Raw genomic sequence first — 22566 nt, 5'->3', positions numbered from 1 at the left:
TATTAATGCTCGCCCAGTCGTTTTCAAATAGGCTTCTTGACAACAATGTTGTCCTCAATGGTCATTTGTGTCGCCTAGGTTCCTATCAGGATATTCGAAGCCATACAGCAGCGGACGAAGACGAAGTATGCATAAAGTTTAGAATGCCACTTGAAAGGAATTATGGCGTTGACGATATAAGAATTAAAGAAATAAACTGTGAGATTTCTTTCGGAAAGCGTGAAAGGCGTAGCAGCCCAGAGGATGACTACCATCCTGCGATCATACGAGCCTCATATGAGATCGTTAGTGAAAATCAACTGGGACAAAAAGCCGTAGATTTAGTATCAATTCGCCAGCCAATGGAAGAAGACCTAATAAGCGCGAAAGGGTATTTTCCTTATCATGTCGTAGAAGCTTTTATTACTTCTCGCGCTGAAAGATTAAATAAAGAGTATCCAGGATTCAAAGTAATTGGTGCTTCCAAGTCTGGAATTATGCCTACAAGCTTTATTATAGAGTACGATTACACCCAAAAACTAAGTCATTATGTCATTGGGCTCCTAACAAGTGACGGGGACAAAAGGAAAAGGCTCCCCGACATGGAGGGGGATGATGGCGACATACTTTTGCCAAACTGTTTCTTTACTTGTCTCGAAAGCGTAATTGAGCGCGAGCGCGAGTATCTTAAGGCGCATATTGAAATTCCACTAGAGATTATGGAGCTTGTAAGAAAAGATAGCAGTCTGCGGAAGCTGTCGGAGAATGAAGTCAAAAGCGTGATGGTTAACGCTAATTTTTCGCTAGATAGCGATTTGATCAGCGCGGCATTTCGAGATTTTAGTCTTATTAGAATGCGTGACTGGAAGCTTTTTATTAACGCCTTAGACGACCAAGTAAAGAAAAGTCTAATAACACTGATAGACAAGTATCGAGTGGATTTGCAAGAGGCATGGCGACTTGGTTCGGAAACTGACACTCGAAGAACTACTTACAATTCGAGAATCTTCTCAGAAGCGACGGACGTTCTAACTCAATACTTTACCCGCAATGTTAAATACCTAGGGCCATTAAGGAATGAGCCTCAATCGGTATATGCATCTTTAGGATATGACGAACCCAGCAGCGTGGGCTTGAAGGGTGAATATACTGCTGCCGCTCTACATATCAACAGAAATCGTACAATATCTTACTTGTCGCCCGTCCAAGAAGGGATTCACGGCTTCTCTTATGTCAAAAATGTGTGCCTATTAAAAGATGCGTGTCAAGACTGGTTGTCTTATTTAGGAGTGGTAGAGAGATTTCACACTCGTGACAAAGGGAAGCAAGGGTATGAACTTTATGTAACAGTAGCAGATGGTGAGAAGTGGCAAGATTTAACTCACGTCGGGGTTGGTGTGAGTCAGGTGCTCCCTATAGTGCTTATGTTTCTGCTTTCTTCACCAGACGATATTTTGATTTTTGAGCAGCCCGAGTTGCACTTGCACCCAAAAGTCCAGTCAAGATTATGCGATCTTTTTATTACAATGGCCGCCGCTGGCCGTCAATGTATTATCGAGACTCATAGCGAATATATGATCAATCGCTTGAGGTTGCGAATTGCTCAGTCTGAAGGGCCCGAAATTAATAAAACTACGTCGGTGTATTTCATTGGTAAAGAACGAGGCATATCACATTTCGAAAGCATAGACATCAATGACTACGGGTCAATATCTAAATGGCCGAAAGACTTTTTTGATCAAACTGATCGTGAAATTGAAACGATAATGATGGCTGCTGCTCGCAAGAAAAAAATGGGAGGGTAATAGCATGATGCAGGCAATTATCAAGTATGAATATTTGCTCTCCCCTGCATTCGGTAGTGATGCAGATATGCTTCGCCTTTCCTCTGAGTTAGAAATGCTATCTGAGCATATAGCCGCGGACCTCGAAGCCCCTATGATCGAAGAGGATACACTCAATCGGATGATTGAAGCGGGGCTATATCCGAGTACTGATCTCTTTCAGGAACGCTTATCAAAACTTCCCAAGGATTTTCCTTATTGCGCGCACGACATCGTGCACATAGTGAATCGTATAGTTCAACGAGGTCGCTGCGCATCGAATATCGCGTCCACACTCGACGTGGAATGGCAGGAAAAGAGTTTGTCGCCTGTCTTTGTAAATTTGTTAGAGCACAGGGCTTGCGAGATGACTGCGCTATATGAAAACATCTCAATATCTAATGCTTTAGAAAACCAAAGCTATTCTACTTTATATTATTGCCACAGAAATATTAATGCCTTCCAAAAAGTTTCATTCCAAGGTATTGCATCAGATATTTATCCTGACATTGGATATGACCTACCACTAAACGTTCAAGCAGATGCAAGGATCTTCCACAGTTACAAGAAATTTTTATCTGAAAAAGATGGCTTATTGCTTTTTTCCAATTCTAATGAGAGCAATCTGAAGCAAGCTTTTTATGTTGGCGCTCTCAATCTAGAATCTATTAGTGGTGGAATGTTGAATTCAAAGCCATGGATGGACTTTGACATAGGTTCATCTTTTTATCAGTCCTTGGTGGAAAATGAATGCGCCCCTGGGATGAGGTTTGGTTCAGTGCTTTTTGATACAATTGTTCATCTGCTGTCTGGAAACCCGAAGTCAAGTTTAGATATCTTTACCAAAATTAAAGACTCTGACGAACCCAGAATGCATGGCAAACTTACCGCCTATCGTACACATGTAACAAAAGGCGGTCGTGGATTGCGCTTGATGTTCTGGCAGGCAGCTTCTGGAGTTATTATATTTGCCAATGTTGGAAATAAATTTGAGCTCGAAATAATGAAGCCGTGATTTTGTAATTATAAATTCTTCTTTAATAGTTAACTTTTTAGCGAAATCGTTGGATACCGTTCCTGGCCAAAGTTGGTGCTCAGGAACGTCCGCTTTTGGCCGTTAACGGTCATTCACAACCGCCCCCGCTTTTGCCACAAGGCCAACGCCCTCACACTCCAGGAGAGGCGCAGGGTTCCAACGCCGCCACGGCCTTTCCTACTCTGCAAAGGTTCCTGTTTGTACCTCGCCACTGCGAATGTAGTGGGCAATCAACACCCCACCAGGAGTACTCGTTGAGTTCACCAAAGTGAAAGCCGAAGCTTGTGCATGGTCGTCGAACAACCGCTTGCCACGTCCCAACACAATGGGATGGATCATCAGCCGAAGCTCATCCACCAACCCAGCGGCAAGCAGTTGGCGCACCAGATCGCCGCTGCCCTGGGTCAACAGGTGGGCACCGTCCTGCTGCTTGAGGGTATGTATGGCGTCGGCAAGGTTTCCTTGCAGCGCATGGCTGTTGTGCCAATCAAGCGTATCGGGGCGGTGGGTGGCCACGTGCTTGGGCACGCGGTTGAACAGGTCGGCGATGGCGCTGTTGTTTGAGCCGGCCTGTATGTGCGGCCAATAGCCCGCGAATATGTCGTAGGTGCGGCGCCCCAGCAGCAAGTCGAACGGCTGGGAGAACAGGTCCTGTATGGCCCGGCCGAAGGCCTCATCGGCGTAGGGCACTATCCAGCCACCGAAGCGGAATTCGCCGCTAGCATCTTCTTCGGGCCCGCCGGGTGCTTGAATGACGTTATCCAGACTCATGAAAGCGGCAACGATAAGCTTGCGCATGGTCTTCTCCTGGTTCGTCTGCGTAAAAGTGCTCAGGCAGGGAACGTCGACGGTCATTGCGACCCATCGGCTTCGTTCCCTGAAAGATAGTCGAACCAGACTCCGGGAAATCGACAGTGCGGTGCCGGGGTGACCGCCATAAAAAACGCCGTTTCCCTGCCAATAAGAAACGGCGCCCGCCCCAACATCCCCTACCTGTTAAACCTACAACCCCTCCTCCTCTCTTAGCCCCAACCCCACATCGTCGATCACCGCTTTACCCATCTCCGCCAGAAAGTGCGCGGCCCAGGCGTAACGTTCGCCCTGCTCTTCCATGGCGGCATCGAGGGCGAGTTTTTTGGCGTAGTACAGCAGGGTCGACGCATGCTCCAGGGCTTGGTGCAGAGGCACGTCGGCGTTGACGCGGAACAGGGTTTGCTCGGCATCGCCGCAAGGGCCGAAGGTGACGAAGCCGAGGGTTTTGACCGGGGTGGAGGTGCTCATAGCCTACCTCCCTTTCCTCTTGGAAAGCGGGAGTAATTGGGCAGGGAAAGGAGATTAGAAAAACAGCGATCTGCAAGTGTTTTGCCAGCGCGCATGATTGAACTCCATATCGTTGCGCCTGTATCAAAGTCGGGCGACCAAACCCGATCACTGCGTTTGCAGCGACGATCAAAGGCTAGTCTCGAGCTCTATACAGGGCAACGACAAAGGCGTGGCAGTTTATGTCTAACCCCAGCGTCTTGGAAATATCTGGAATGCGGTCACTCAGGGCGGGCTGCGCTCTGCGCGGGGTATCGAGGAGCCGGCCTATCCGGTCATGGTCGCAACTGGAAACACAGTCATGCAGCCGTTCACGCGAGACTGTCAGGTTCAACGCTGGAAAAACGCCAGATCAATGCCTCTCCAGCCCGGTGAACCTCTTCCTTCCACCGGTCATGGCATGGGGAGCACCGCTCTGGCGTGCCTCTCGTGACCGGATGTTGGAGGCAAACCGCACGATACATCTGGAAGCCTGGCGCCGCTCAAAGCGTGCGCGTGCGCAACGGAAATCCGTACGACTCGAAAAGATCCCAGACGTCCTCGCGATCGAAGAGCCGCCACCCCAGTGTGGTGAAGCGGATCAGGTCATCTTCGCTGGGAAAGGAGTAGTAGGCCCCTGCAGATGGATCCTGAGGCGCCCCCGTCATGGACTCGCCGCGCTCCAGGCGTCTGATTGCGTCCAGGATGAGGCCCGCGCCTGGTTGATAAAGGGAAAGGATGTGCCACAGCAAGGAGCGCTCCTTTTCGACCGCCACCCGCGCCGTCTCAATGATGCGCCCCACATCTATGCCGGGACTGTCGATCCAATGGAGCGTACAGCCGATCTCCGGGTCACCATTGAGCAGCGCCCGGAACGTCGCGAGAACGCCTCGATAGTGAGGCAAGAGGCCAGAGTGAAGGTTGAGGACGCCGCGTGACGGAATGACCAACGCTTCATGGGAGAGGATTTGACCAAAGCGGATTGAGACAAACAGATCCGCTCCCGCCTCCTGCAGCATTTGCAGGCCCGCCGGATCCCGCAAGCTGGGCAATACCCGCACAGGTACCCCAAAGCGTTGCTGCAGTTCTGCAAAACCGAATCGATGCCCGCTGCCGACCTGGTCGCTCGATCCGCTCAACCCCGGAGCCAAGGCATTGAAGAGGTCCTGCTCGATCAATGCGAGTTGCCCGAGCATGCGGGGTACCTGCCTGCCCGTTCCCACTCTCTCCGAGAGGAATATCCCCACTGTGCTCTCGTGAATCTCGGGCAACAGGAAGTTGAGAGTGAGGTTGCTCTCCACATCTCGGTTCACCAAAAAAGCGATACGCAACTTCAGACCTCCAACAGACCAACCTTGAGAGGCAGCGACGGTCAATTAAACCCAAGCGGATCGATCCCATTCCCATTGCTTTTCCACGACGCAAGGACGCAAAGCCCGATCTGCTCAATCAATTTCGGCATCAGGCCTAGCATAGTTGCTCTTTTGTCGTCGCTACGTCCCCGGGCAGCTCCCGACCGATTCGGTGCCCCAGCAGCAACTGCGAGAACAGGTCCTGGATGGCCCGGCCGAAGGGAACGCCGACGATCATTGCGATCCATCGGCTTCATTCCCTGAAAGATAGTCGAACCAGACTTTGGGAAATCGACAGTGTGGTGCCGGGGTGACCGCCCTAAAAAACGCCGTTTCCCTGCCACCCAGAAACGGCGCCCTACCCGACATCTCCCTACCTGTTAAACCTGCAACACCTCCTCTTCCCTCAGCCCCAACCCCACATCATCGATCACCGCCTTGCCCATCTCCGCCAGAAAGTGCGCGGCCCAGGCGTAACGCTCGCCCTGCTCTTCCATCGCCGCATCCAGGGCGAGTTTCTTGGCGTAGTACAGCAGGGTCGAAGCGTGTTCCAGGGCTTGGTGGCCGAAGCCGATAGCGAGTTGCCGCTGACCAAGGCGTAGGTCAGGCAGATAGCAACGGCCATCAACGAAGTCTTACCAGACGACCTCGATATGTTTATTGGTGTGGTGGCGTAGCTCCACCCATCATCCGTGTCCCTTGCTGACCCGTTGAAGAGCGAAACAGGAGGTTCTGATCGTTCTTATTCGCCCCCTGCGGTGCATAAGGACTTTTAGTACGGAGGTTTGGGAAAGCTCTGATATTTACGACTTTTCTGCATTGATAGGGTCGGTGCCTGAATTTTTCAGACACTCAGGATGTACTCATGGCCTATGTCATCAGGGAAGGAGACCCGACCACGACCGGTGGAAAGGTTATCGCAGGTTCATCAACGACCATCGTTGAGTACCGCAAAGTTGCACGCATCACCGACCCAGTGTGGTGCCCGGTGTGCCAGTCGGTGGGGTATATCGCGGAGGGCCATAACACATGGCTGGATAACCAACAGGCTATCGCGGTGGAAGGGTGCGCCGTTCAGTGTGGCTGCCCTGTAGGTTCTAACCGTCTTGTCGCCACTCAATCTTCTGTCCTCTCGGATAATCAGCCAGCGGTTCCTGTTCCCGTCGCCTTGGTGCCGCAAGTTGTGGCGAATACCCATCAATGGGCCGAAGCGATCAGGCGGGGATATTCGCAAAACCAATTCGCAGATTCGCTGCCGCGCGATCAGGTGAAGGGGCTGGCGCCCATCAGCGAAACGGCGCTGTCAGCGCCCGCCCGGTTGTCGCAACAAGGCGTAGAGCCGGGCTTTTATATCGTTCAGTCCCCGATGAGCCGTGCAGCCCTCGAAGTGGTGCTTTTCGGTCGGCCCGACGCGGCCCTCCTGGAGAAATTTCGTCGGCTCAACCCCCAACTGACGGACACCGCCAAACCCGGCCACATGGTGGTCCTCAGCCATCCTGAAAACCATCAGTGCAGCCGTGAAGAAGCACTGCTGATGGACGCAGCGCAAAAGGTCAGCGCCGCGTTGGACACCCTCACGGCCGAGGAGGCGGCCTTTATGGTCCAGTACCGGCAGCAGATCGAGTCCGTTCTGTCTTATGGCTCAACCAACCTTGGGGTCGCGACCGCTGCCGCCGGCAATCATCTGGACGGTATTAAAAGAACCTTGCAGGCCATCGAATCCCTCCACCAAACCTACTTCCTGCGGGATGGGCATCTACGCAGCGTCCAGTTCTTCGCCGAACGGCGGGCACTGCTCGCCCGGCTGGACGCAAACCTCACCGCCATCACGAAAATGAGCATCGCCTTTCCCGACCACCCGGACCTGAAAACCGCACTGGGGATTTCCAGCCGCAGCCTGGTCCATCATTGGACCAAAGCGGGAGCAGTGGGGCAGATACCGGGGTATGCGACGCATATCGAGGGCGTGTCGAAGGCTTCCAAGGTGCTCAAGTATGGTGGCTGGATTGGCACGGCTTTGGGCGGTGGCGCGTCTTATGTGAAGGTTCAGGATGTTTGTTCTGCGGGGAATAAAGAGGCCTGTGAAAAAGTGAGGTTTACAGAGACCGGAAGCTTTGCAGGTGGTGTTGGTCTTGGAATGCTAGCCGGAGCGATATTGAGCAGCAGCGGAGCTACAGCAATTTGTGTCGCCGTCGGAGTGCCAACTGCAGGAACAGGTAGCCTTGTATGCGGATTAGTCGTTGCAGGCATAACCTCTTATGCTGCAGGGAAGGTGGGAGAGAAAGCGGGCGAAGTGGTGGGGGATATAATCTATGAGGTTAATAATTGAGTCTGCTTAGTATGGTGTCAGTCGTATTGGCATTTTCGTTTGTCGGGATACTCGCTGCCATATTTATTCTGATGGGTGTTTTTTTGTATCTCGGATATACGCGCATGGGAGAAGTTTTAGCTTGCCTTGAGGGCTGTTACGCCATACAGCAAAGGAAGTTCCTCATGTATGGCGGGCCATGGGGGCGAATTATGCTCATGGCCTCAATTGCGGGAATCGTGACATTTCCCGGGATCTATCTTAAATACGGTGGAGTTAGCAAGTCTGACTTAGATAATTTCCCATTTGCTCTGAAGCGAAAGCTGATCTTGTTGCATATCTTGAGCATTATTCTATTAGTGAGCGGGTTATTGGTCGGCGGAGCAGTGATAGTAACTTGGCATTATGCAAAAGGTAGTCTTTAAGGAGCTGATTTCGGAAATAATCTGCGACGCCTTTGTCGTTGCCCCGTATCGAGCCCAGAGCTAGCCTTTGATCGTCGCTGCAAACGCAGTGATCGGGCTTGGTAACCCGTTTTGATACAGGCGCAACGATATGGAGTTCAATCATGTGCGCCGACAAGTCGTCCGCAGGTTGCGGTTTTTCTAATCTCCTTTTCCTGCTCAATTACGTCTGCTTCCCAAGAGCAAACGGAGGTGCGCTATGAGCACCTCCACCCCGGTCAAAACCCTCGGTTTCGTCACCTTCAGCCCTTGCGGCGACGGCGAGCAAACCCTGTTCCGCGTCAACGCCGACGTGCCTCTGCACCAAGCTCCTCCAGCTCTATATTTCCATTACGGCCTGTTCAAATTCAGATGGGACTTTCAGCTTGTACTGCACTGGTCGCAACTGGAAACACAAACGCCTCAGCACTCAACTCAGGTTGCAAGTGAGTTGGAAGATGTAGCCTGGATCGTAAAACGCCCTACCGACGAGTTTCTCAATGGCAGATAACTGGCCACAACTGAGGGTGTAACCCTCGTCACCTCGCTGAGGAGACGACCACTCCATAATCTCAGCCAGATGAGCATCGCACCTGTGCGGGAGGTCTATCTCAAAAGCTAAAAATTCGGTTTCTTTATCGAAAGCTTCAACGGCATATCTCACGGTTCGACCTCGCGGGCTTTAACCATGCCCTCCCCCGAAGCCTCAACCCCAATAAAAATATCAAGATCATCCGGAATGGATTCATTGATCAAAACAGCGACCTGCCGAGCCTGCTCCGCCGTCAACAACCACTCCCCTCTTGCCATTGCGTTGAGGCTTTTATGGCCCAGCAAGAATACAATCTGCTGCTCAAATTCAGGTGAGACTTTCAACTGGTACTTCAACAAATCGTCGTCATCGTCCCCAGATAAAAAGCCAGTAAGACAGAGGTACATAGGCGATATCCCAATTTCATATTGACCGGTGTTCTGCCAGGCATCGCCCCAGCATCGGCGCTACGCAATGACACCAATAAAAGAATCGAGGTGATCGGGTAAAGACTCTTTGATGGCTGCGGCTATCTGTCTGACCTGCTCCTTGGTGAGCGGCAACTCGCCATCGGCTTCGGCCGCCAAGCTCTGCCAACCCAATATTTCCATTACGGTCTGCTCACATTCAGATGAGACTTTCAGCTTGTACTGCAATGAGTCGTCGTTAGCTTCGTCAGGTAGAAAGCCTGTGATGCGCAAGTACATAAAACTCCTCTTCATTTGAGTGTGGTTCTTCCCTGCGCAGAGCGCCCTACTCATAAAACGTTCCTGAGCTATCGCCTCAACATTGATGCCTCAACACCAATAAACATATCAAGGTCGTCAGGTAAGACTTCGTTGATGGCCGTTGCTATCTGCCTGACCTGCTCCTTGGTGAGCAGTAGCTCACCATCGGCTTCAGTTGCCAAGCTCCGCCAGCCCAATATTTCCATTACGGCCAGTTCAAACTCAGACGAGACGTCCAACTCGTACTGCAATGAACTGTCGTTAGCTTCATCAGGTAGAAAGCCAGTGATGCATAGGTACATAAAAACTCCTTTTCAGCAGGCCGTCTCCGCTTCCACATCGTCCATAAAAAAGCCCCCATCAGGATGGGGGCAAGTTTGGTTGCAGTTGGCAACGGAACGTTACGCTAAGTGGCTAGAGCCGGGTTGTAGGAAGATTCTGAAATTGCTCGGCGCTGCTGCGCTACACGACATGCTCCGGCGGACTCAACCGCCCATCCAGCGCAAAGCGCTCCTGCAACACCAGCTCATACAACCCCGTGGCCAGCAAGGGGTTGATCAGCAGGTTCCAGCTATGGCGCGACACGCTGGAGGGGATCAGCACGAAGGGATGCTGCTCCAGCAGGCTGGCGCCGAAGGCTTGTTGGCTGTGGCTGGGGGTGCCGGGGATCAGCCAGTTGGGGTTGGGGATGTCTTCGGGGTGGACGGTGTGGACCCGCGACGGGTCCAGCACCCGGGCCGCGGTCAGGGTGTGGGGCAGGCAGTCGAGGGCCTTGAAGCCCTTGTGCACCGCCACTTCCAGGATCGCGGTCGAGGCATCCAGGCTGGCGTACACCACTTGCACCCCCTTGGGGTTCCAGCGCCCGCCACTGCCTTCGGCGCCAATGCCGCTGTTCCAGGTCGAGGCATGCCGGGCCTGGTCGAGGCGCCAGAAATGCAAGGCCGGGGCCAGGGGGTCGGTGAGCATCAGTAGACCCCGAACTCGAGCCGGTGCAGAAAGTCCGTCACCAGCTCATAGCCCACCGGGTTGGCCAGCAGGTCGATGGGGACTTCGCCATCCAGGCCCAGCGCCGGCTGGGTCATCCAGTCTTCGGCCAGCGCCCGGGAGCCCAGCACCGCCTCGGCCTTTTCCAGCACTTGCGCGTAGTGCAAGGCGCGGGCGCTCTGTTCGGGGGTCAGGGCCTGCTCCTGGTTCTTCAGGCGCCGCGCCAGGGTGCGCTCGGAAAACCCGACGATCTTCGCCAGCACGTTGTAGCGCTTGAAGGCCTCGACCGACTCCACCAGCTCGATCACCGCACCCAGGGAGAATCCCAGCTGGGTGGCCCTGAACACCGCCATCGGGTCATCGGCGTCAGTGCCCGGCAGCAGCCCGCGCACCATGGGCGAAGGCAGCGCATAGACCGCCGCCTCTTCGCGCAGCAGGTTGGCCTTGGGGCCGCGAATGCGGCTGGCGGAGGGCTTGCGTGGTTCGACCTTGGCGATGGCCTTGGGCACACTGCCCTTGGCCTTCTCAGCCTCGGCCGAAGGTTTCACGGTGGCGGTTTTCTTGGCGGCGGCGGTCATGATCATCTCCCTGCCGGATGACAGATGGCATTCACTCTAATGCCATTTGGCAAAAGAAAGAACCGCCAGCTTACCAACGGTCGTCAGGCCCCGGTGACGCTTCGCCGGCATGAGCCACGGCGCGGCTCAGCCATGCGCCCTCTCCAACGCCCCCTCGATATTCTCGGTGGCAACCGCAGTGCCCTCCAGCCACAGGCTGTTGTCGGCCAGGCGAATGCTCAGGCGGAGCGCCTCACGCTCTCCGGGATACTTGCGCAACAGCAGCTCCACCGCCGCCGTCGATGGCGAACAGGACACCAGGTCCCACGGCCCGCCACTCAGGTCCAGCAGCACCCGGCCATCGCGAGCATCCACCACCCTGGGTGCGTACACCCAATGGCTCATGCGCATTTCATGGGGCTCGACGCTGATCGTCAGGTGTTCATAACGTCTGGGGTCCATGACCGCTCCTTGGTAACTGCTTGCCGGTCGATAGCCGTCACGCGCAATGCAGGAATATCGCGTCATCGTTCATCGCGCGCAAGCTGCGCTCCTACAGAAGCAGAGCCATGCGGCCCTATACGGGTTCTCGTCCACGCCTCGCGGATTCGCTACTATGTCCGCCAGTTACCTGCCTTCTGCCCAGCCACTGCGGAGCCTCAATGCCCAACCCCAAGGACATCGCCAGCGATAGCGGCGCCCCGATGATTCCCGAGCAGCGTCGCGAGCTGATCCTGCGCCAGTTGCGCAAGCACCAGGTGTTGAGCGTGCATCAGTTGATGGAGATGTTCGACTGCTCGCACATGACGGTGCGTCGCGACATTGCCCTGCTGGAGCAGGAAGGCCGGGCCTATTCGGTGACCGGTGGGGTGCGTATCGCCAGCCAGTTGCACAGCGAGCCGAGCCACCAGAGCAAGGCAGTGGTCGAGCTGCCGCAGAAGCAGGCCATGGCCCGGCTGGCGGCGCGTTTACTGCACGCGGACATGACGGTGTACCTGGACGCCGGCACCAGCACCCTGGAGATCGTGCCGTACATCAAGGCGCTGTCGGGCATGACCGTGGTGACCAATGACTTCGGCATCGTCCAGGCGCTGATGGAGGCGCCGCAGGTGACGGTGATCCACACCGGCGGCCAGCTCGACCACGACAACCATTCCTGCGTCGGCGGGCTGGCGGTGGCGACTCTGCGTCAGGTGGTGACCGACATCGCCTTCATGTCCACCAGCTCCTGGGACCTGCGCCGCGGCATCACTACGCCGTCGGCGTTGAAGGTCGAGGTCAAGCAGGTGGCGATGCAGTCGGCGTCCCAGGTGGTGCTGGTGGCCAGCAGTTCGAAGTACGGCACCTTCAGCATGTACCGCATCGCCGGGCTGGAGCAGTTCGACGTGATCATCAGCGACGACGACCTGGCCCAGGCCGCGGCGGACGGGATTCGCAAGCAAGGCGTGGAATTGCTGCTGCCCTCCGACTCGCAAGCGGTTGCAGCGAAAGACTGACAGCCGCTGCGCGGGTGCCGCTCACCGGTGCTGCTTTCTGAACCACAGCACGCAGGCGATATCCCGCAGGTCTTCGCTCAAGCCGTCGAGGGCGACCCGGGTGGTGCGGCGAATGCGCCGCAGCCACTCCACCACCGCGCACAGGCTGGCGAAAAAGAACAACAGCACGAACAACTGGCGCAGGCCAAAGCCCTGGTCCAGCCCTTGGGCGCGGAAGTGGTTCCACAGCCAGAGGCCGCAGGCGGCGCTCAGCACCACCAGCAGCACGCTGGCGATATTGATCCACTGACCAAGAATGGTGGTGCGCCGGGCACGGCGGTATTCGCGCTCGATGCGCTCCAGGGTCACGGTGGGGATCTGTTCCCAATGCAGATCGCGCGGGCGACAAGGCGCGTCGTCCAGGCCCGACTGATCGACGAATATCGACTTTTCCATGCTCACCGCTCCCATTGATGGCACCAGTGATGGCCCTGGCGACAGGGAGCCAATGTACCCGCAGCTGGGGAGCGAAGGCCGACACCTCCAGAAATGTTCAGATTCCCGCAGAATCGCGGCTTTCGGGCGGCGCGCGCTACCCCGTGGCGCCGCCCTGCCCGCCCCTCAGAAGGCTTTCCAGTCCCGCAGCCATTGCAGGCCGGCCGAGGTATCGCCGCGCGGCCGGTACTCGCAACCGACCCAGCCGTCGTAGCCCAGCTGGTCCATCAGCGCGAACAGGTAGGGGTAGTTCAGCTCGCCCAGGTCCGGCTCGTGGCGGTCCGGCACGCCGGCGATCTGGATATGGCCGATGCCGTCGAAGTCGCGACGCAGCTTGGTCGCCAGGTCGCCCTCGACGATCTGGCAGTGGTAGCAGTCGAACTGCACCTTGAGGTTGCTCGCGCCGACTTCCTTGCAGATCGCCTGGGCCTGGTCCTGGCGGTTGAGGAAGAAGCCCGGCATGTCGCGGGTGTTGATCGGCTCCAGCAGCACGGTGACCCCGGCCTTGGCCGCCTGGGCGGTGGCGTAGCCCAGGTTCTCCAGGTACACCGCGTGATGGCGTTCGCGCAGCTCTTCCGAGGGCAGCAGGCCGGCCATTACATGGATGCGCGAGTTGCCCAGCACCGCGGCGTACTCCAGGGCGCGGTCGAAGCCGGCGCGGAACTCCGCCTCGCGCCCCGGCAGGGTCGCGGTGCCCCGCTCGCCCGCCGCCCAGTCGCCGGGCGGCGCGTTGAACAGCGCCTGGACCAGGCCGTTGTCGCTCAGGCGCTGCTTGAGTTCCTGGGGGCTGTAGTCGTAGGGGAACAGGTATTCCACCGCTTCGAAACCGTCGGCCGCCGCGGCGGCGAAACGCTCGAGAAACCCGTGTTGCGGGTAGAGCATGCTTAGGTTGGCAGCAAAACGAGGCATGTTGGCTCCTAAAAACGGCTCAGACAAAAGGCCAGATCAGCAAGGTAATACAGAAACCCAGGGTACCGAGCAACGTAGTGATGACGGTCCAGGTGCGCAGGCCGTCGGCCACGTTGAGCCCGGCGAGCTTGGTGAAGATCCAGTAGCCGGCGTCGTTGATATGCGACATCGCCAGCCCGCCACCGCCCATGGCCAGGCACAGCAGCGCCATGTGGTTGGGGGTCAGGTCAAGGGTGGCGATCAGCGGGCTGATGATCCCGGCGGTGGTCACCAGGGCCACGGTGGTCGAACCCTGCACCGCGCGCAGCAGCATGGTCAGCAAAAAGCCCAGGGCCAGCACCGGCAAGCCGGTGGTGCGCAGCAGGTCGGAGACCACCGCGCCGATCCCGGTGTCCACCAGCACCTTGCCGAACACCCCGCCTGCCCCGGCGATCAGGATCACCATGGCCACGCCCGGCAAGGCCGAGCCGATCACGTCCGACACCTGGTTGCGGCTCCAGCCTCGGCGCGAACCCAGCAGCCAGGCGCACAGTAAGGTGTCGATCAGCAGCGCCACAAGCGGCGCGCCGAGTACGGTCATGACACCGCGCAAGGTCGATTCGGCCGGCAGCAGCGAGGTGGCCAGGGTACCCAGCAGGATCAGCACGATCGGCAGCAGGATCAGGCTGACGATCAGGGCGAAACCGGGCGCGGGTGCTGGCGGCAGCTTGGCGACTATGGCGCTGGTGGACTCTTCCAGGCCCATGTGGGACACGGCCACCGCGGCCTGTTGCGGGTCCTTGGCATTGCCGTTGGTCCAGGCCTGCAGGTCCTCGTTGGTCACGTGGGGGCCATAGACTTCGGCGCGGATATCGTCGGTCATCGGGTAGAAGCGCCGGGTCATGCGCCCGGCCACGCGGTAGCCGACGTAGCACAGGAAGGCGGTGATCGGCAGGCCGAACATCAGCACCCGGCCCAGGTCGGCGCCCAGCTGGCTGGCCGCGGCCACGGCGCCCGGATGGGGCGGCAGGAACGCGTGCACGGTGAGCAGCGCCGCGCACATCGGCAAGGCGAACACCAGCAGCGGCTTGCGCGCCCGGCGAGCGACGCCATAGGCCAGCGGCATAAGGATGATCACCCCGACTTCGAAGAACACCGGCACGCCGATGATGAACCCGGCGATGGTCAGCGCCAGCGGCGTGCGGCGGTTGCCGAAACGCTCGATCAGGGTCTTGGCCAGGGCCTCGGCGCCGCCGGACAGCTCGATGATCCGCCCGATCATGGCGCCGAGGGCGATGATGATCGCGATATGGCCGAGGGTCTTGCCCATGCCGCCTTCGATGGTCGCCACCAGGTCGGCCGGTTTCACCCCGGCCACCAGCGCCACCAGGATGCTCACCAGCATCAGCGCGACAAAGGGCTGGAACTTGTACTTGAGCACCAGGAACAGCAGCAGCGCGATGCCCGCGCCGGCCGTCAACATCAGGATAAGCGGGCTCATTGCGCGGCCCCTCCCTCATAAGAGAAAGAAGCGCCGGTGAAGCCAAAACAGCTGCAGTCAGGGAACGTCATGCGGGGATGTCCTGTTGTTATTGTTTTTTAAAGGCAAGCCGGGGCCGTCGAGAGCCTGAGGACGACTCCCGGGCGGTGCTTGCAATGTCGGTTTACAGTTTCGAGTTGCAGCAGCGCGCTACCTACCAATGCACGCCGAAGGTCTCGCGCAGCTCATCCAGGGCTGCCTGATCCAGCGGCGCAGGCTTGGGATTGCTCATCAGCCAGAGTCGCGCGGTTTCTTCCAGTTCTTCCAGGGCGTAGCTGGCCTTGGCCACCGAGCTTTCCCAGACCACCGGCCCCAGGCGTTCGAGCATCACCCCGCGCACGCTGTTGGCCAGTTGCGCCACCTGCTGGGCGACCTTGGGCGAACCCGGGCGCTGGTAGCCGATCAGCGGGATGTGCCCGACCTTCATCACCTGGTACGGCGTCAGCGGCGGCAGGATGTCGTCCGGCTGCCATACCCCGGCCAGGGTCAACGCCACCAGGTGGGTGGAATGGGTGTGCACCACGCCGCCGACGCTCGGGTTGCGGTCATAGACCTGGCGATGCAGGGCCAGGGTCTTGGACGGCTTGTTGCCGGACACCCACTCCCCCGCCAGGTTGACCTTGGCGATGGCCGCCGGATCGAGGCGGCCGAGGCAGACGTCGGTCGGGGTGATCAGCCAGCCATCGTCGAGGCGCGCACTGATATTGCCGGCGCTGCCCACGGTGTAGCCGCGCTGGTAGAGGCTGCGGCCGACGTCGCAGATTTCTTCGCGCAGGGCCTGTTCCTTGCTTGCCGCGGCGCTCATCGGCCACCTCCGGCCAGTTGCTTGAGGGCCTTGACGAAGAAGTCGCGGCTGCCGAAGTTGCCGGACTTCAAAGCCAGTGCCAGCGGTTCGCTGGAGTTGCTGAGGGTGGCCGGCACGCCCGGGTCGATCTGCGCGCCGATCTGCAACAGGTTGACCCCCAGCGCCTTGACCACCGCGCCGGAGGTTTCGCCACCGGCAATCACAAAACGGCGTACGCCGTTCTGGCGCAGGCCCGCGGCGATCTCGCCCAGGGCGTTCTCCACCAGCGCGCCGGCGCGTTCGACGCCGAGCTGCTGTTGCACCGCCTTGACCTCGGCCGGGGTGCTGGTGGCGTAAATCAGTACGGTTTCGTCGCTGTCGCGGGCAAAGGCCAGGGCGTTTTCCACCACCGGCTCGCCGGCGGCCAGGGCCATGGGGTCGATGCGCAGGGCCGGACGGTCGGCCTCCAGCCAGGCCGCGACCTGGCCAATGGTGGCCACCGAGGCGCTGCCGGCCAGCACCACTTCGCCGCCTGCAACGGTCGGCAGCGACGCCGCGTCGAAGTCGCGCAGTTTGCCGGCGCGGCGGAAGTTGCCCGGCAGGCCCAGGGCCAGGCCGGAACCGCCAGTGAGCAGCGGCAGGTCGGCGCAGGCGCTGCCCAGGGTGTAGAGGTCCTGGTCGGACAGCGCGTCGGCGATGGCCATGCCGACGCCCTGCGCGCGCAGTTCGGCGATCTTCGCCCGCACCGCCTCGACGCCCCCGGCGATGCTGTCGTAGCGCAGCAGGCCGACTTTCAGTTGGGTCTGGGCCTGCAGCACGCGCACCAGGTTGGCGTCGGTCATCGGCGTCAGCGGGTGATGCTGCATGCCCGACTCGCTGAGCAACTGGTCCTGGACGAACAGGTGGCCGCGGAAAATGGTCCGGCCGTTTTCCGGGAACGCCGGGCACGCCAGGGTGAAATCACTGTTCAGGGCCTTGAGCAGGGCCTCGCTGACCTGGCCGATATTGCCGGCGGCGGTGGAATCGAAGGTCGAGCAGTACTTGAAGAAGATCTGCTCGCAGCCCTGCTCGCGCAGCCAGTCCAGGGCCGCGAGGGATTCCTCGACCGCCTCGGCCACCGGCGTGGTGCGCGACTTGAGGGCGATGACGATGGCGTCGGCATCCAGCCCGGCCGCCACTTCGCGGCTGGGGATGCCGATGCTTTGCACCGTGCGCATGCCGCCGCGCACCAGCATGTTGGCAAGGTCAGTGGCGCCGGTGAAATCGTCGGCGATGCAGCCCAGCAACGGGCGTGCGGTGGAATGGGTCATGGAGCGTTCCTCAGACAGGCTCGGGCTTGGCGGTCGGCAGGTCGATGCCCGGGAAAATCTTGATCACCGCCGAGTCGTCCTCGCGGCCGAAACCAGCGCTGGAGGCCTGCATGAACATCTGATGCGCAGTGGCCGACAGCGGTAGCGGGAATTTGCTGGCACGGGCGGTATCCAGCACCAGGCCCAGGTCCTTGACGAAGATGTCCACCGCCGACAGCGGTGTGTAGTCGGCCTTGAGGATGTGCGGCACGCGGTTCTCGAACATCCAGGAGTTGCCGGCGCTGTGGGTGATCACTTCGTACAGGGCGTCAGCGTCCACCCCTTCACGCAGGCCCAGGGCCATGGCTTCGGCGGACGCGGCGATGTGTACCCCGGCCAGCAGCTGGTTGATGATCTTGACCTTGGAACCCAGGCCATGGGCGTCGCCCAGGCGATAGACCTTGCCCGCCATGCCGGCAAGGATCGCTTCAGCCTTGGCGTAGGCGGCAGCCGGGCCGGAGGTCATCATGGTCATCTCGCCGGCGGCGGCCTTGGCCGCGCCGCCGGAGATCGGCGCATCGAGGTACAGCAGGCCCTGTTCGGCCAGGCGCTCGCCCAGCTCCACGGCGTAGGTCGGCGCCACGGTGGCGCAACCGATCACCAGGCTGCCGGCACCCAAGGCCGACACGGCGCCCTCTCCACCGAACAGCACGGTTTCGGTCTGCTCGGCGTTGACTACTACGGTGATGATCACATCGCAGGCCTCGGCCATCCGCGCCGGCGACGCACAGGCCACCCCGCCTTCGCTGGCGAACTGTTGGGTGACCGCTTCACGCACGTCACAGGCATGCACCTTGAAACCCGCACGCAGCAGCGAGCGGGCAATGCCCAGGCCCATCGCGCCCAGGCCGACAACACCGACATTCTTGTTATTCATGGGGTACTCCAGGGGTGACAGCAGCCTGGTCCACGCCGGCAAGGCGCGGGCGGCGGGCCGCAGGATGAATGGGAGCACGGGCGGCGGGGGCGACAGGGTCGCCTGGCGGGTGAATCGAGACCTTGTCGGACATCGAGGGCCGTCCTGTGATTTGTTGTTATCAGGTTGTGGCCGATCATCTACCAATGAACAGATTATGTGAAGTATTTTTTCAATATAACATTTATTAACATTGCCGAACATGAACACCAGGCAGCTCGTGACAGCCTTGCAGCCCGCGCAGAATCAAACGGACGAGCGGTAGCCCATTGCGACCAGCGCACTGATCTGCATCAACCAGGCGTCTACACTCGAGACCGATGCTGTTAGGCGCAACATCAACGATCAGTGGTACCGCCCTTCATCGCCCACCCATTGACGGTGGGCGCGGGACGGCGCTGTATGGTCAATCCGCAATGCTTGAACAAGGATATTCAACATGGCAAAGATCAATGTATTGGCTGGTGATTTTCTACAAGGGAATGGCGAGTACCGACAGGGCGTCTTCAAGCTGCCGACCGTGACCAACCCCTCGCCGGGCGTCGAGGTCAAAGCTTCCGCATTCAAACACCTGGAAATCGCGACACAGGACAGCATCACCAACAGGGACGCCATTGGCTACGGCATCGCCGGGGCCATGCTGCTGGGTCCGGTGGGTGCGCTTGCGGGCTACCTGATAGCCGGCAAGGAAACCGAGGTGACCTTCATCGGCACCTTCAAGGATGGCCGCAAACTGCTGGCGGCCACAGACAGCGAAACCTACCGGGATATCGAAAAACGACTGACGGCCTGACGCCTGTCGTTTGCCCATGCCCGCAACCTCGGGCATGGGCTTCTCCCCTTCCCTACACCGATCCGGCTTCGCCCGGCACAGCCCGGCGTTGCTGGCGTCTGCCTTCCAGCCAGATCACCAGCCCCAACAGGCTGCCGCCGGCGATCAGCAGGCTGACGAACCAGCCCAGGGTGTCCGCCAGTTGGGTGAAGAACAGCGTGTACAGCTGGATGATGAAGAAGGTCGCGCCATAGCCCACCAGCATGGAAAAGCGCAGGCGAATGCGCAGTGCCAGCAAGCCCAGGCTGAACGCCGCCCACAGCCCATTGAACAGCACCAGTTCGCCGGACTCGGCCAGGTGCCACGGACCGTCGATCAGGTCGTAGCTGCCGAACAGCGACAACAGCCACAACGACATCTGGGCCATGAACAGCCCGGCGGAAATCCACACCTTGGCAAAGCCGCGATAACGGGCCAGCGTCGAGGCCTCGCCCCACAGATGGACAAAGCCGAACAGCACCATGACCAGGGCCGCGCCGAGGAAGCGCAGCGGGTAGTTCATGCCGAACCAGTAGGCGCCCCACCCCGACTCATAACCGCTGCGCCCGCCGAACCAGATGAAGAACAGCACACTGCACAGGGTCAGCAGCAAGGCGTTGTTCAGCACATAACTGAGCGCCAGCAACAGCAGCAGGTCCACCAGCAACAGCGCCGGCCAGTTGCCCGAGCCGTCGGAGTAGATCATGCCCAGCACCAGGCTCAGGCCGATCAGGGCAAAACCGCCGAGCAACTCCAGGGTCGCGCCGAGCAGTTTCAGTTGTTTGCCCAGCAGCCAGCGCCCGGCGACAAACAAGCCGACCATCAACAGGCCAAGGCCGCCCGCCAGCTTCGGCAAGGTGAACGTCAGGTGCTCATGCAGCAGGATCAGCAAGCCCGCCGCCAGGCTGATGGCGCCGAAGGTCAGGAACCAGCGCCCCAGGGAACGCCAGTCCCAGCGGGTCTGCGGGTACAGCTCGGCGATCCGCGCGTGGGCCTGGGTGTCGATCAGGCCGTCGCGCAGCCATTGGTCCAGAGCGTTGTGCACCTGGCGATTACGGCGATCCGGGTTCATTGGCCAGCCTCCCCGGCGCGCAGCGCAGTGCGTTCGAACAACCAGCCCAGGAGCATGCCGAGGGCGCCGGCCACGGCAAAAAACACCGCGGCACTCAGCTGTTCCCAGGCGTACTCATAAAAGCGCGTGTACAGGTCGATGCCGAGGAACACCACGCCAAAACCGGTGAAGCTGGGATGCTTGAAGCGCGCGCCGAGTACCAGTTGGACGATGGCGCCCAAGGTGAACAACAGGGTCCAGGTCAGGGTCTGGCGGTAAGCTTCTTCCAGGCTGAGGAACCACAGCGAACAGTTGAAGTACAACAATCCGAAGATCACATACAGCCGTCCGAAGCCACTGAACCGGCGCAAGGCGTGATCCTCGGCGCGCTGGTGCCAGAGCCCCAGGAGCGCAGTCAACGCAGCAATCACGGCCATGGAGCGCGGGTCCTGGATGCCAAAATAGTAAGTGCCGGAACCGCCATACCACTCCCACGAACCCAGGCCGTGGAAGACGCAAAGCAGGCCCAGCAGCAGCGGCCAGCGCAGGCGATAGCCATAGGCGGTGGCGATGCTCAGGGCGGCGGTGACCAGCAGCGCCAGGGACAGGTTGCCGAAGTCGCCGGTCTCGCTGTCGGAGCTGCCCAGCAACAGGCTGGCGCCCATCAGGATCAGGCCGATGGTCAGGATCGCCACCCCGGTGACCGGCATGCGCCGCGCCGGGTCGCGGGCCAGGCGCGCGCCGATCAGCCATAGCCCGACACCGGCGGCGAAAAACAGCACCGCCCCCACCAGCACCGACTCGGCCAGCAGGCCAATGCCGCCCAGCACCGCCATGCCGATCAGCAGCACCGCGCCGATGCCCAGCCATTGCAGGACAGTGGACAAGCGGTGTTCGGGACGTTCGTGCAGGGCGCCGAGCCGCTGCTGCGCCTCGGCATCGATCAGGCCACGGTGGCGCCAGTCGGCGATTTCGTGGAGCAACATCTGCTGGGTGGTTTTTCTCATGGCGCTCTTGGGGCTGGGGACATGGGGACCGGCTGCATACCGGCTATAGACTCGACAGCATAGCCAAGCGCTGCGCAGCCGTTTGTCTATCAAGACGCCCAGCGGACCGCCGCGCGGCACGCCGTAACCACAAAAAAGCTGATCCCAGCTCGTTACTGTAGGAGCGAAGCTTGCTCGCGATAGCCGTTAACGATAACGCCCACTGACTGGGTAAACGCGGCGCTCTCACGTTCATCGCGAGCAAGCTCGTTCCTACAACCTCCTTAGCTGTTGGCGCGCGAACCTCGGCGGCAGCCCCTACTCCGCCGTCGTCGGATCGATGATTGAGGTGACTCGCGATACCCGGTCCGCCGGAAAACCGCCTAGCCTGGCGTGCTCCCTGACGAGTTCCTCGTCCGGGGAGATATAGACACAATAGATCTTGTCGCCCGTGACGTAGCTATGCAGCCACTGCACTTGCGACCCCAGCTCACTGATAACCTTGCAGGATTTTTGCGAGATCTGTTGCAGATCCTGCGGCGTAAGCGCCCCGGCTTCCGGCATCTCGCGCTCAATGACGAACTTTGGCATGACAACCTCCACTTCGTGAATGGCCGGGGCACGCCGACAAACAGCGTTACCCCGTATATTGGCCGAGGCAGACAGCCCTCGGCGGATCGCCAACGGTCTGCTTGCCCGTTACCTGCCAAGCGCTGCCGCCAATAGCGGCGCGGCCTGTTCATCGGTCAACGCCGGGTGCACTTCCATGCGCAGCAGGTCACTCCACTCAAGCACCCATTTCTGCATCAGCGCGAGATCGCTGGTTTCCGCGATCCCAAACCCCGTCATGCCGCCAACGGCATGCCAGCGCCCCAACATGCTCACCCCTGCGGGTGGCGCCCCACCGGTCTTGAGAAATCGCTCGATCGCACTGTTACGACGCTCGGGACTGATTGACCAGCTGACAATGAATAACATTTGGCACCTCCAGCGAAACTGGCGCCCGTTGTTCTGCGCGCGCACCTGGCAGGCACCTTGACCACGGCCACGCATCGGTATCGACCCGCATTCCGTCTGGTCTGAAACGATTGTCCCAAGGGAAGGAATAGCAGCCTTGCGCCCCCGCCGCATGACCGCCGATCCTGTTCCCGCCCCCAGCATGAAGCCACCGGTCAGTGGCCCAATTGCTCGCGCGCCCCAGGCCGCTTGAAAGCACGCTCGTTTGGCCCA

Annotated in this window: 27 protein-coding genes; 6 read left to right on the top strand and 21 right to left on the bottom strand. The window is 59.4% G+C overall.

Annotation, left to right across the window (positions count from 1 at the left end):
• Positions 1 to 5: 5 nt before the first annotated feature.
• Both AC3RCP_RS14205 and AC3RCP_RS14200 read left to right on the top strand, forming a co-directional pair.
• Positions 6 to 1784 carry an AAA family ATPase gene (locus AC3RCP_RS14205; protein ID WP_492570475.1) on the top strand — a complete coding sequence of 593 codons (1779 nt, stop codon included), beginning with the start codon at positions 6 to 8 and terminating at the stop codon, positions 1782 to 1784.
• Between the two features lie 4 nt (positions 1785 to 1788).
• Positions 1789 to 2817: a hypothetical protein gene (locus tag AC3RCP_RS14200; RefSeq protein ID WP_492570099.1), complete on the top strand. Its 1029-nt coding sequence runs from the start codon at positions 1789 to 1791 to the stop codon at positions 2815 to 2817.
• A gap of 198 nt (positions 2818 to 3015) precedes the next feature.
• Here AC3RCP_RS14200 and AC3RCP_RS14195 read toward each other — a convergent pair whose 3' ends face one another.
• From AC3RCP_RS14195 to AC3RCP_RS14180, 4 genes are all read right to left on the bottom strand, one after another.
• The gene (locus AC3RCP_RS14195; protein ID WP_492570097.1) at positions 3016 to 3636 is read right to left on the bottom strand and encodes a dihydrofolate reductase family protein; all 621 of its coding nucleotides are present in this window, start codon (positions 3634 to 3636) and stop codon (positions 3016 to 3018) included.
• Between the two features lie 204 nt (positions 3637 to 3840).
• Entirely contained in the window at positions 3841 to 4119 is a 279-nt protein-coding gene (locus AC3RCP_RS14190; RefSeq protein WP_492570096.1) for a DUF3077 domain-containing protein, read from the bottom strand.
• Positions 4120 to 4640: 521 nt separating this feature from the next.
• Entirely contained in the window at positions 4641 to 5468 is an 828-nt protein-coding gene (locus AC3RCP_RS14185; RefSeq protein ID WP_492570094.1) for a formyl transferase, read from the bottom strand.
• A 401-nt stretch (positions 5469 to 5869) separates the two neighbouring features.
• A complete protein-coding gene (locus AC3RCP_RS14180; RefSeq protein ID WP_492570474.1) occupies positions 5870 to 6100 on the bottom strand; it encodes a DUF3077 domain-containing protein in 231 nt (76 codons plus the stop codon).
• A gap of 254 nt (positions 6101 to 6354) precedes the next feature.
• Between AC3RCP_RS14180 and AC3RCP_RS14175 the strand changes: the two genes are divergently transcribed.
• A complete protein-coding gene (locus tag AC3RCP_RS14175) occupies positions 6355 to 7818 on the top strand; it encodes a PAAR domain-containing protein (RefSeq protein ID WP_492570092.1) in 1464 nt (487 codons plus the stop codon).
• Positions 7819 to 8460: 642 nt separating this feature from the next.
• Entirely contained in the window at positions 8461 to 8751 is a 291-nt protein-coding gene (locus AC3RCP_RS14170) for a DUF3077 domain-containing protein (RefSeq protein ID WP_492570090.1), read from the top strand.
• On the opposite strand, the gene AC3RCP_RS14165 is transcribed toward AC3RCP_RS14170, so the two are convergent.
• The 7 genes from AC3RCP_RS14165 to AC3RCP_RS14135 all read right to left on the bottom strand — a co-directional run bounded on the left by AC3RCP_RS14165 (position 8671) and on the right by AC3RCP_RS14135 (position 11503).
• Positions 8671 to 8904 (bottom strand): DUF7683 domain-containing protein, encoded by a 234-nt coding sequence (locus AC3RCP_RS14165; RefSeq protein ID WP_492570089.1) that lies wholly within the window; start codon positions 8902 to 8904, stop codon positions 8671 to 8673. The two genes, AC3RCP_RS14170 and AC3RCP_RS14165, sit on opposite strands and share 81 nt — an antisense overlap.
• Positions 8901 to 9179 carry a pyocin S6 family toxin immunity protein gene (locus tag AC3RCP_RS14160; protein ID WP_492570087.1) on the bottom strand — a complete coding sequence of 93 codons (279 nt, stop codon included), beginning with the start codon at positions 9177 to 9179 and terminating at the stop codon, positions 8901 to 8903. The genes AC3RCP_RS14165 and AC3RCP_RS14160 overlap by 4 nt, the downstream gene beginning before the upstream one ends.
• Before the next feature lie 60 nt (positions 9180 to 9239).
• Positions 9240 to 9479 carry a pyocin S6 family toxin immunity protein gene (locus tag AC3RCP_RS14155; protein WP_492570085.1) on the bottom strand — a complete coding sequence of 80 codons (240 nt, stop codon included), beginning with the start codon at positions 9477 to 9479 and terminating at the stop codon, positions 9240 to 9242.
• Between the two features lie 68 nt (positions 9480 to 9547).
• Positions 9548 to 9802: a pyocin S6 family toxin immunity protein gene (locus tag AC3RCP_RS14150; RefSeq protein ID WP_492570083.1), complete on the bottom strand. Its 255-nt coding sequence runs from the start codon at positions 9800 to 9802 to the stop codon at positions 9548 to 9550.
• Positions 9803 to 9962: 160 nt separating this feature from the next.
• Complete coding sequence (locus AC3RCP_RS14145) at positions 9963 to 10466, bottom strand: RES family NAD+ phosphorylase (protein WP_101337728.1); 504 nt, start codon at positions 10464 to 10466, stop codon at positions 9963 to 9965.
• On the bottom strand, positions 10466 to 11062 hold the full coding sequence (locus AC3RCP_RS14140; RefSeq protein WP_492570081.1) for an Xre family toxin-antitoxin system antitoxin: 597 nt from the start codon (positions 11060 to 11062) through the stop codon (positions 10466 to 10468). Before AC3RCP_RS14140 ends, AC3RCP_RS14145 begins: the two co-directional genes overlap by 1 nt.
• A 126-nt stretch (positions 11063 to 11188) precedes the next feature.
• On the bottom strand, positions 11189 to 11503 hold the full coding sequence (locus AC3RCP_RS14135) for a hypothetical protein (protein ID WP_101337727.1): 315 nt from the start codon (positions 11501 to 11503) through the stop codon (positions 11189 to 11191).
• A 200-nt stretch (positions 11504 to 11703) separates the two neighbouring features.
• Here AC3RCP_RS14135 and AC3RCP_RS14130 point away from each other — a divergent pair, with 200 nt between their 5' ends.
• Positions 11704 to 12537 carry a DeoR/GlpR family DNA-binding transcription regulator gene (locus AC3RCP_RS14130; protein WP_007931857.1) on the top strand — a complete coding sequence of 278 codons (834 nt, stop codon included), beginning with the start codon at positions 11704 to 11706 and terminating at the stop codon, positions 12535 to 12537.
• 21 nt (positions 12538 to 12558) lie between these two features.
• Here the strand turns inward: AC3RCP_RS14130 and AC3RCP_RS14125 are convergent, their stop codons facing one another.
• The 6 genes from AC3RCP_RS14125 to ltnD form a co-directional block, all read right to left on the bottom strand.
• Positions 12559 to 12972, bottom strand: coding sequence for a hypothetical protein (locus AC3RCP_RS14125; protein WP_016704586.1), 414 nt, complete (start codon positions 12970 to 12972; stop codon positions 12559 to 12561).
• A 165-nt stretch (positions 12973 to 13137) separates the two neighbouring features.
• Positions 13138 to 13920 (bottom strand): 2-oxo-tetronate isomerase, encoded by a 783-nt coding sequence (gene otnI, locus AC3RCP_RS14120; RefSeq protein ID WP_492570079.1) that lies wholly within the window; start codon positions 13918 to 13920, stop codon positions 13138 to 13140.
• Between the two features lie 19 nt (positions 13921 to 13939).
• The gene (locus tag AC3RCP_RS14115) at positions 13940 to 15400 is read right to left on the bottom strand and encodes a GntT/GntP/DsdX family permease (protein WP_492570078.1); all 1461 of its coding nucleotides are present in this window, start codon (positions 15398 to 15400) and stop codon (positions 13940 to 13942) included.
• Between the two features lie 193 nt (positions 15401 to 15593).
• Positions 15594 to 16244 carry a 3-oxo-tetronate 4-phosphate decarboxylase gene (gene otnC, locus AC3RCP_RS14110; protein ID WP_492570076.1) on the bottom strand — a complete coding sequence of 217 codons (651 nt, stop codon included), beginning with the start codon at positions 16242 to 16244 and terminating at the stop codon, positions 15594 to 15596.
• Positions 16241 to 17533, bottom strand: coding sequence for a 3-oxo-tetronate kinase (gene otnK / locus AC3RCP_RS14105; RefSeq protein WP_492570074.1), 1293 nt, complete (start codon positions 17531 to 17533; stop codon positions 16241 to 16243). The genes otnC and otnK overlap by 4 nt, the downstream gene beginning before the upstream one ends.
• Before the next feature lie 10 nt (positions 17534 to 17543).
• Complete coding sequence (gene ltnD / locus AC3RCP_RS14100; protein WP_007931868.1) at positions 17544 to 18449, bottom strand: L-threonate dehydrogenase; 906 nt, start codon at positions 18447 to 18449, stop codon at positions 17544 to 17546.
• A 478-nt stretch (positions 18450 to 18927) separates the two neighbouring features.
• Here ltnD and AC3RCP_RS14095 point away from each other — a divergent pair, with 478 nt between their 5' ends.
• The gene (locus AC3RCP_RS14095; protein WP_007931870.1) at positions 18928 to 19281 is read left to right on the top strand and encodes a hypothetical protein; all 354 of its coding nucleotides are present in this window, start codon (positions 18928 to 18930) and stop codon (positions 19279 to 19281) included.
• Between the two features lie 52 nt (positions 19282 to 19333).
• On the opposite strand, the gene AC3RCP_RS14090 is transcribed toward AC3RCP_RS14095, so the two are convergent.
• The 4 genes from AC3RCP_RS14090 to AC3RCP_RS14075 form a co-directional block, all read right to left on the bottom strand.
• Positions 19334 to 20371, bottom strand: coding sequence for a hypothetical protein (locus AC3RCP_RS14090; protein ID WP_492570072.1), 1038 nt, complete (start codon positions 20369 to 20371; stop codon positions 19334 to 19336).
• Positions 20368 to 21357 (bottom strand): DUF2157 domain-containing protein, encoded by a 990-nt coding sequence (locus AC3RCP_RS14085; protein ID WP_492570070.1) that lies wholly within the window; start codon positions 21355 to 21357, stop codon positions 20368 to 20370. Before AC3RCP_RS14085 ends, AC3RCP_RS14090 begins: the two co-directional genes overlap by 4 nt.
• A 297-nt stretch (positions 21358 to 21654) precedes the next feature.
• Positions 21655 to 21927 carry a DUF4242 domain-containing protein gene (locus tag AC3RCP_RS14080; RefSeq protein ID WP_007931876.1) on the bottom strand — a complete coding sequence of 91 codons (273 nt, stop codon included), beginning with the start codon at positions 21925 to 21927 and terminating at the stop codon, positions 21655 to 21657.
• A gap of 108 nt (positions 21928 to 22035) precedes the next feature.
• On the bottom strand, positions 22036 to 22314 hold the full coding sequence (locus tag AC3RCP_RS14075) for a DUF3303 domain-containing protein (protein ID WP_007931878.1): 279 nt from the start codon (positions 22312 to 22314) through the stop codon (positions 22036 to 22038).
• Positions 22315 to 22566: the final 252 nt, after the last annotated feature.

It is taken from the genome of Pseudomonas sp. GW822-FHT05A08 (assembly GCF_058800485.1).
This window is presented reverse-complemented; position numbering and strand designations above follow the sequence as displayed.

Excerpts from the sequence above, each read along its gene's own strand:
- AC3RCP_RS14085 (WP_492570070.1), bottom strand. The coding sequence starts at position 21,357 with ATGAGAAAAACCACCCAGCAGATGTTGCTCCACGAAATCGCCGACTGG.
- AC3RCP_RS14190 (WP_492570096.1), bottom strand. The coding sequence starts at position 4,119 with ATGAGCACCTCCACCCCGGTCAAAACCCTCGGCTTCGTCACCTTCGGC.
- AC3RCP_RS14150 (WP_492570083.1), bottom strand. The coding sequence starts at position 9,802 with ATGTACCTATGCATCACTGGCTTTCTACCTGATGAAGCTAACGACAGT.
- otnC (WP_492570076.1), bottom strand. The coding sequence starts at position 16,244 with ATGAGCGCCGCGGCAAGCAAGGAACAGGCCCTGCGCGAAGAAATCTGC.
- AC3RCP_RS14195 (WP_492570097.1), bottom strand. The coding sequence starts at position 3,636 with ATGCGCAAGCTTATCGTTGCCGCTTTCATGAGTCTGGATAACGTCATT.
- AC3RCP_RS14145 (WP_101337728.1), bottom strand. The coding sequence starts at position 10,466 with ATGCTCACCGACCCCCTGGCCCCGGCCTTGCATTTCTGGCGCCTCGAC.
- otnI (WP_492570079.1), bottom strand. The coding sequence starts at position 13,920 with ATGCCTCGTTTTGCTGCCAACCTAAGCATGCTCTACCCGCAACACGGG.
- AC3RCP_RS14130 (WP_007931857.1), top strand. The coding sequence starts at position 11,704 with ATGCCCAACCCCAAGGACATCGCCAGCGATAGCGGCGCCCCGATGATT.
- AC3RCP_RS14175 (WP_492570092.1), top strand. The coding sequence starts at position 6,355 with ATGGCCTATGTCATCAGGGAAGGAGACCCGACCACGACCGGTGGAAAG.
- AC3RCP_RS14095 (WP_007931870.1), top strand. The coding sequence starts at position 18,928 with ATGGCAAAGATCAATGTATTGGCTGGTGATTTTCTACAAGGGAATGGC.
- AC3RCP_RS14080 (WP_007931876.1), bottom strand. The coding sequence starts at position 21,927 with ATGCCAAAGTTCGTCATTGAGCGCGAGATGCCGGAAGCCGGGGCGCTT.
- AC3RCP_RS14200 (WP_492570099.1), top strand. The coding sequence starts at position 1,789 with ATGATGCAGGCAATTATCAAGTATGAATATTTGCTCTCCCCTGCATTC.
- AC3RCP_RS14160 (WP_492570087.1), bottom strand. The coding sequence starts at position 9,179 with ATGTACCTCTGTCTTACTGGCTTTTTATCTGGGGACGATGACGACGAT.
- ltnD (WP_007931868.1), bottom strand. The coding sequence starts at position 18,449 with ATGAATAACAAGAATGTCGGTGTTGTCGGCCTGGGCGCGATGGGCCTG.
- AC3RCP_RS14075 (WP_007931878.1), bottom strand. The coding sequence starts at position 22,314 with ATGTTATTCATTGTCAGCTGGTCAATCAGTCCCGAGCGTCGTAACAGT.
- AC3RCP_RS14090 (WP_492570072.1), bottom strand. The coding sequence starts at position 20,371 with ATGAACCCGGATCGCCGTAATCGCCAGGTGCACAACGCTCTGGACCAA.
- AC3RCP_RS14115 (WP_492570078.1), bottom strand. The coding sequence starts at position 15,400 with ATGAGCCCGCTTATCCTGATGTTGACGGCCGGCGCGGGCATCGCGCTG.
- AC3RCP_RS14125 (WP_016704586.1), bottom strand. The coding sequence starts at position 12,972 with ATGGAAAAGTCGATATTCGTCGATCAGTCGGGCCTGGACGACGCGCCT.
- AC3RCP_RS14205 (WP_492570475.1), top strand. The coding sequence starts at position 6 with ATGCTCGCCCAGTCGTTTTCAAATAGGCTTCTTGACAACAATGTTGTC.
- AC3RCP_RS14135 (WP_101337727.1), bottom strand. The coding sequence starts at position 11,503 with ATGGACCCCAGACGTTATGAACACCTGACGATCAGCGTCGAGCCCCAT.
- AC3RCP_RS14155 (WP_492570085.1), bottom strand. The coding sequence starts at position 9,479 with ATGTACTTGCGCATCACAGGCTTTCTACCTGACGAAGCTAACGACGAC.
- AC3RCP_RS14140 (WP_492570081.1), bottom strand. The coding sequence starts at position 11,062 with ATGACCGCCGCCGCCAAGAAAACCGCCACCGTGAAACCTTCGGCCGAG.
- otnK (WP_492570074.1), bottom strand. The coding sequence starts at position 17,533 with ATGACCCATTCCACCGCACGCCCGTTGCTGGGCTGCATCGCCGACGAT.
- AC3RCP_RS14170 (WP_492570090.1), top strand. The coding sequence starts at position 8,461 with ATGAGCACCTCCACCCCGGTCAAAACCCTCGGTTTCGTCACCTTCAGC.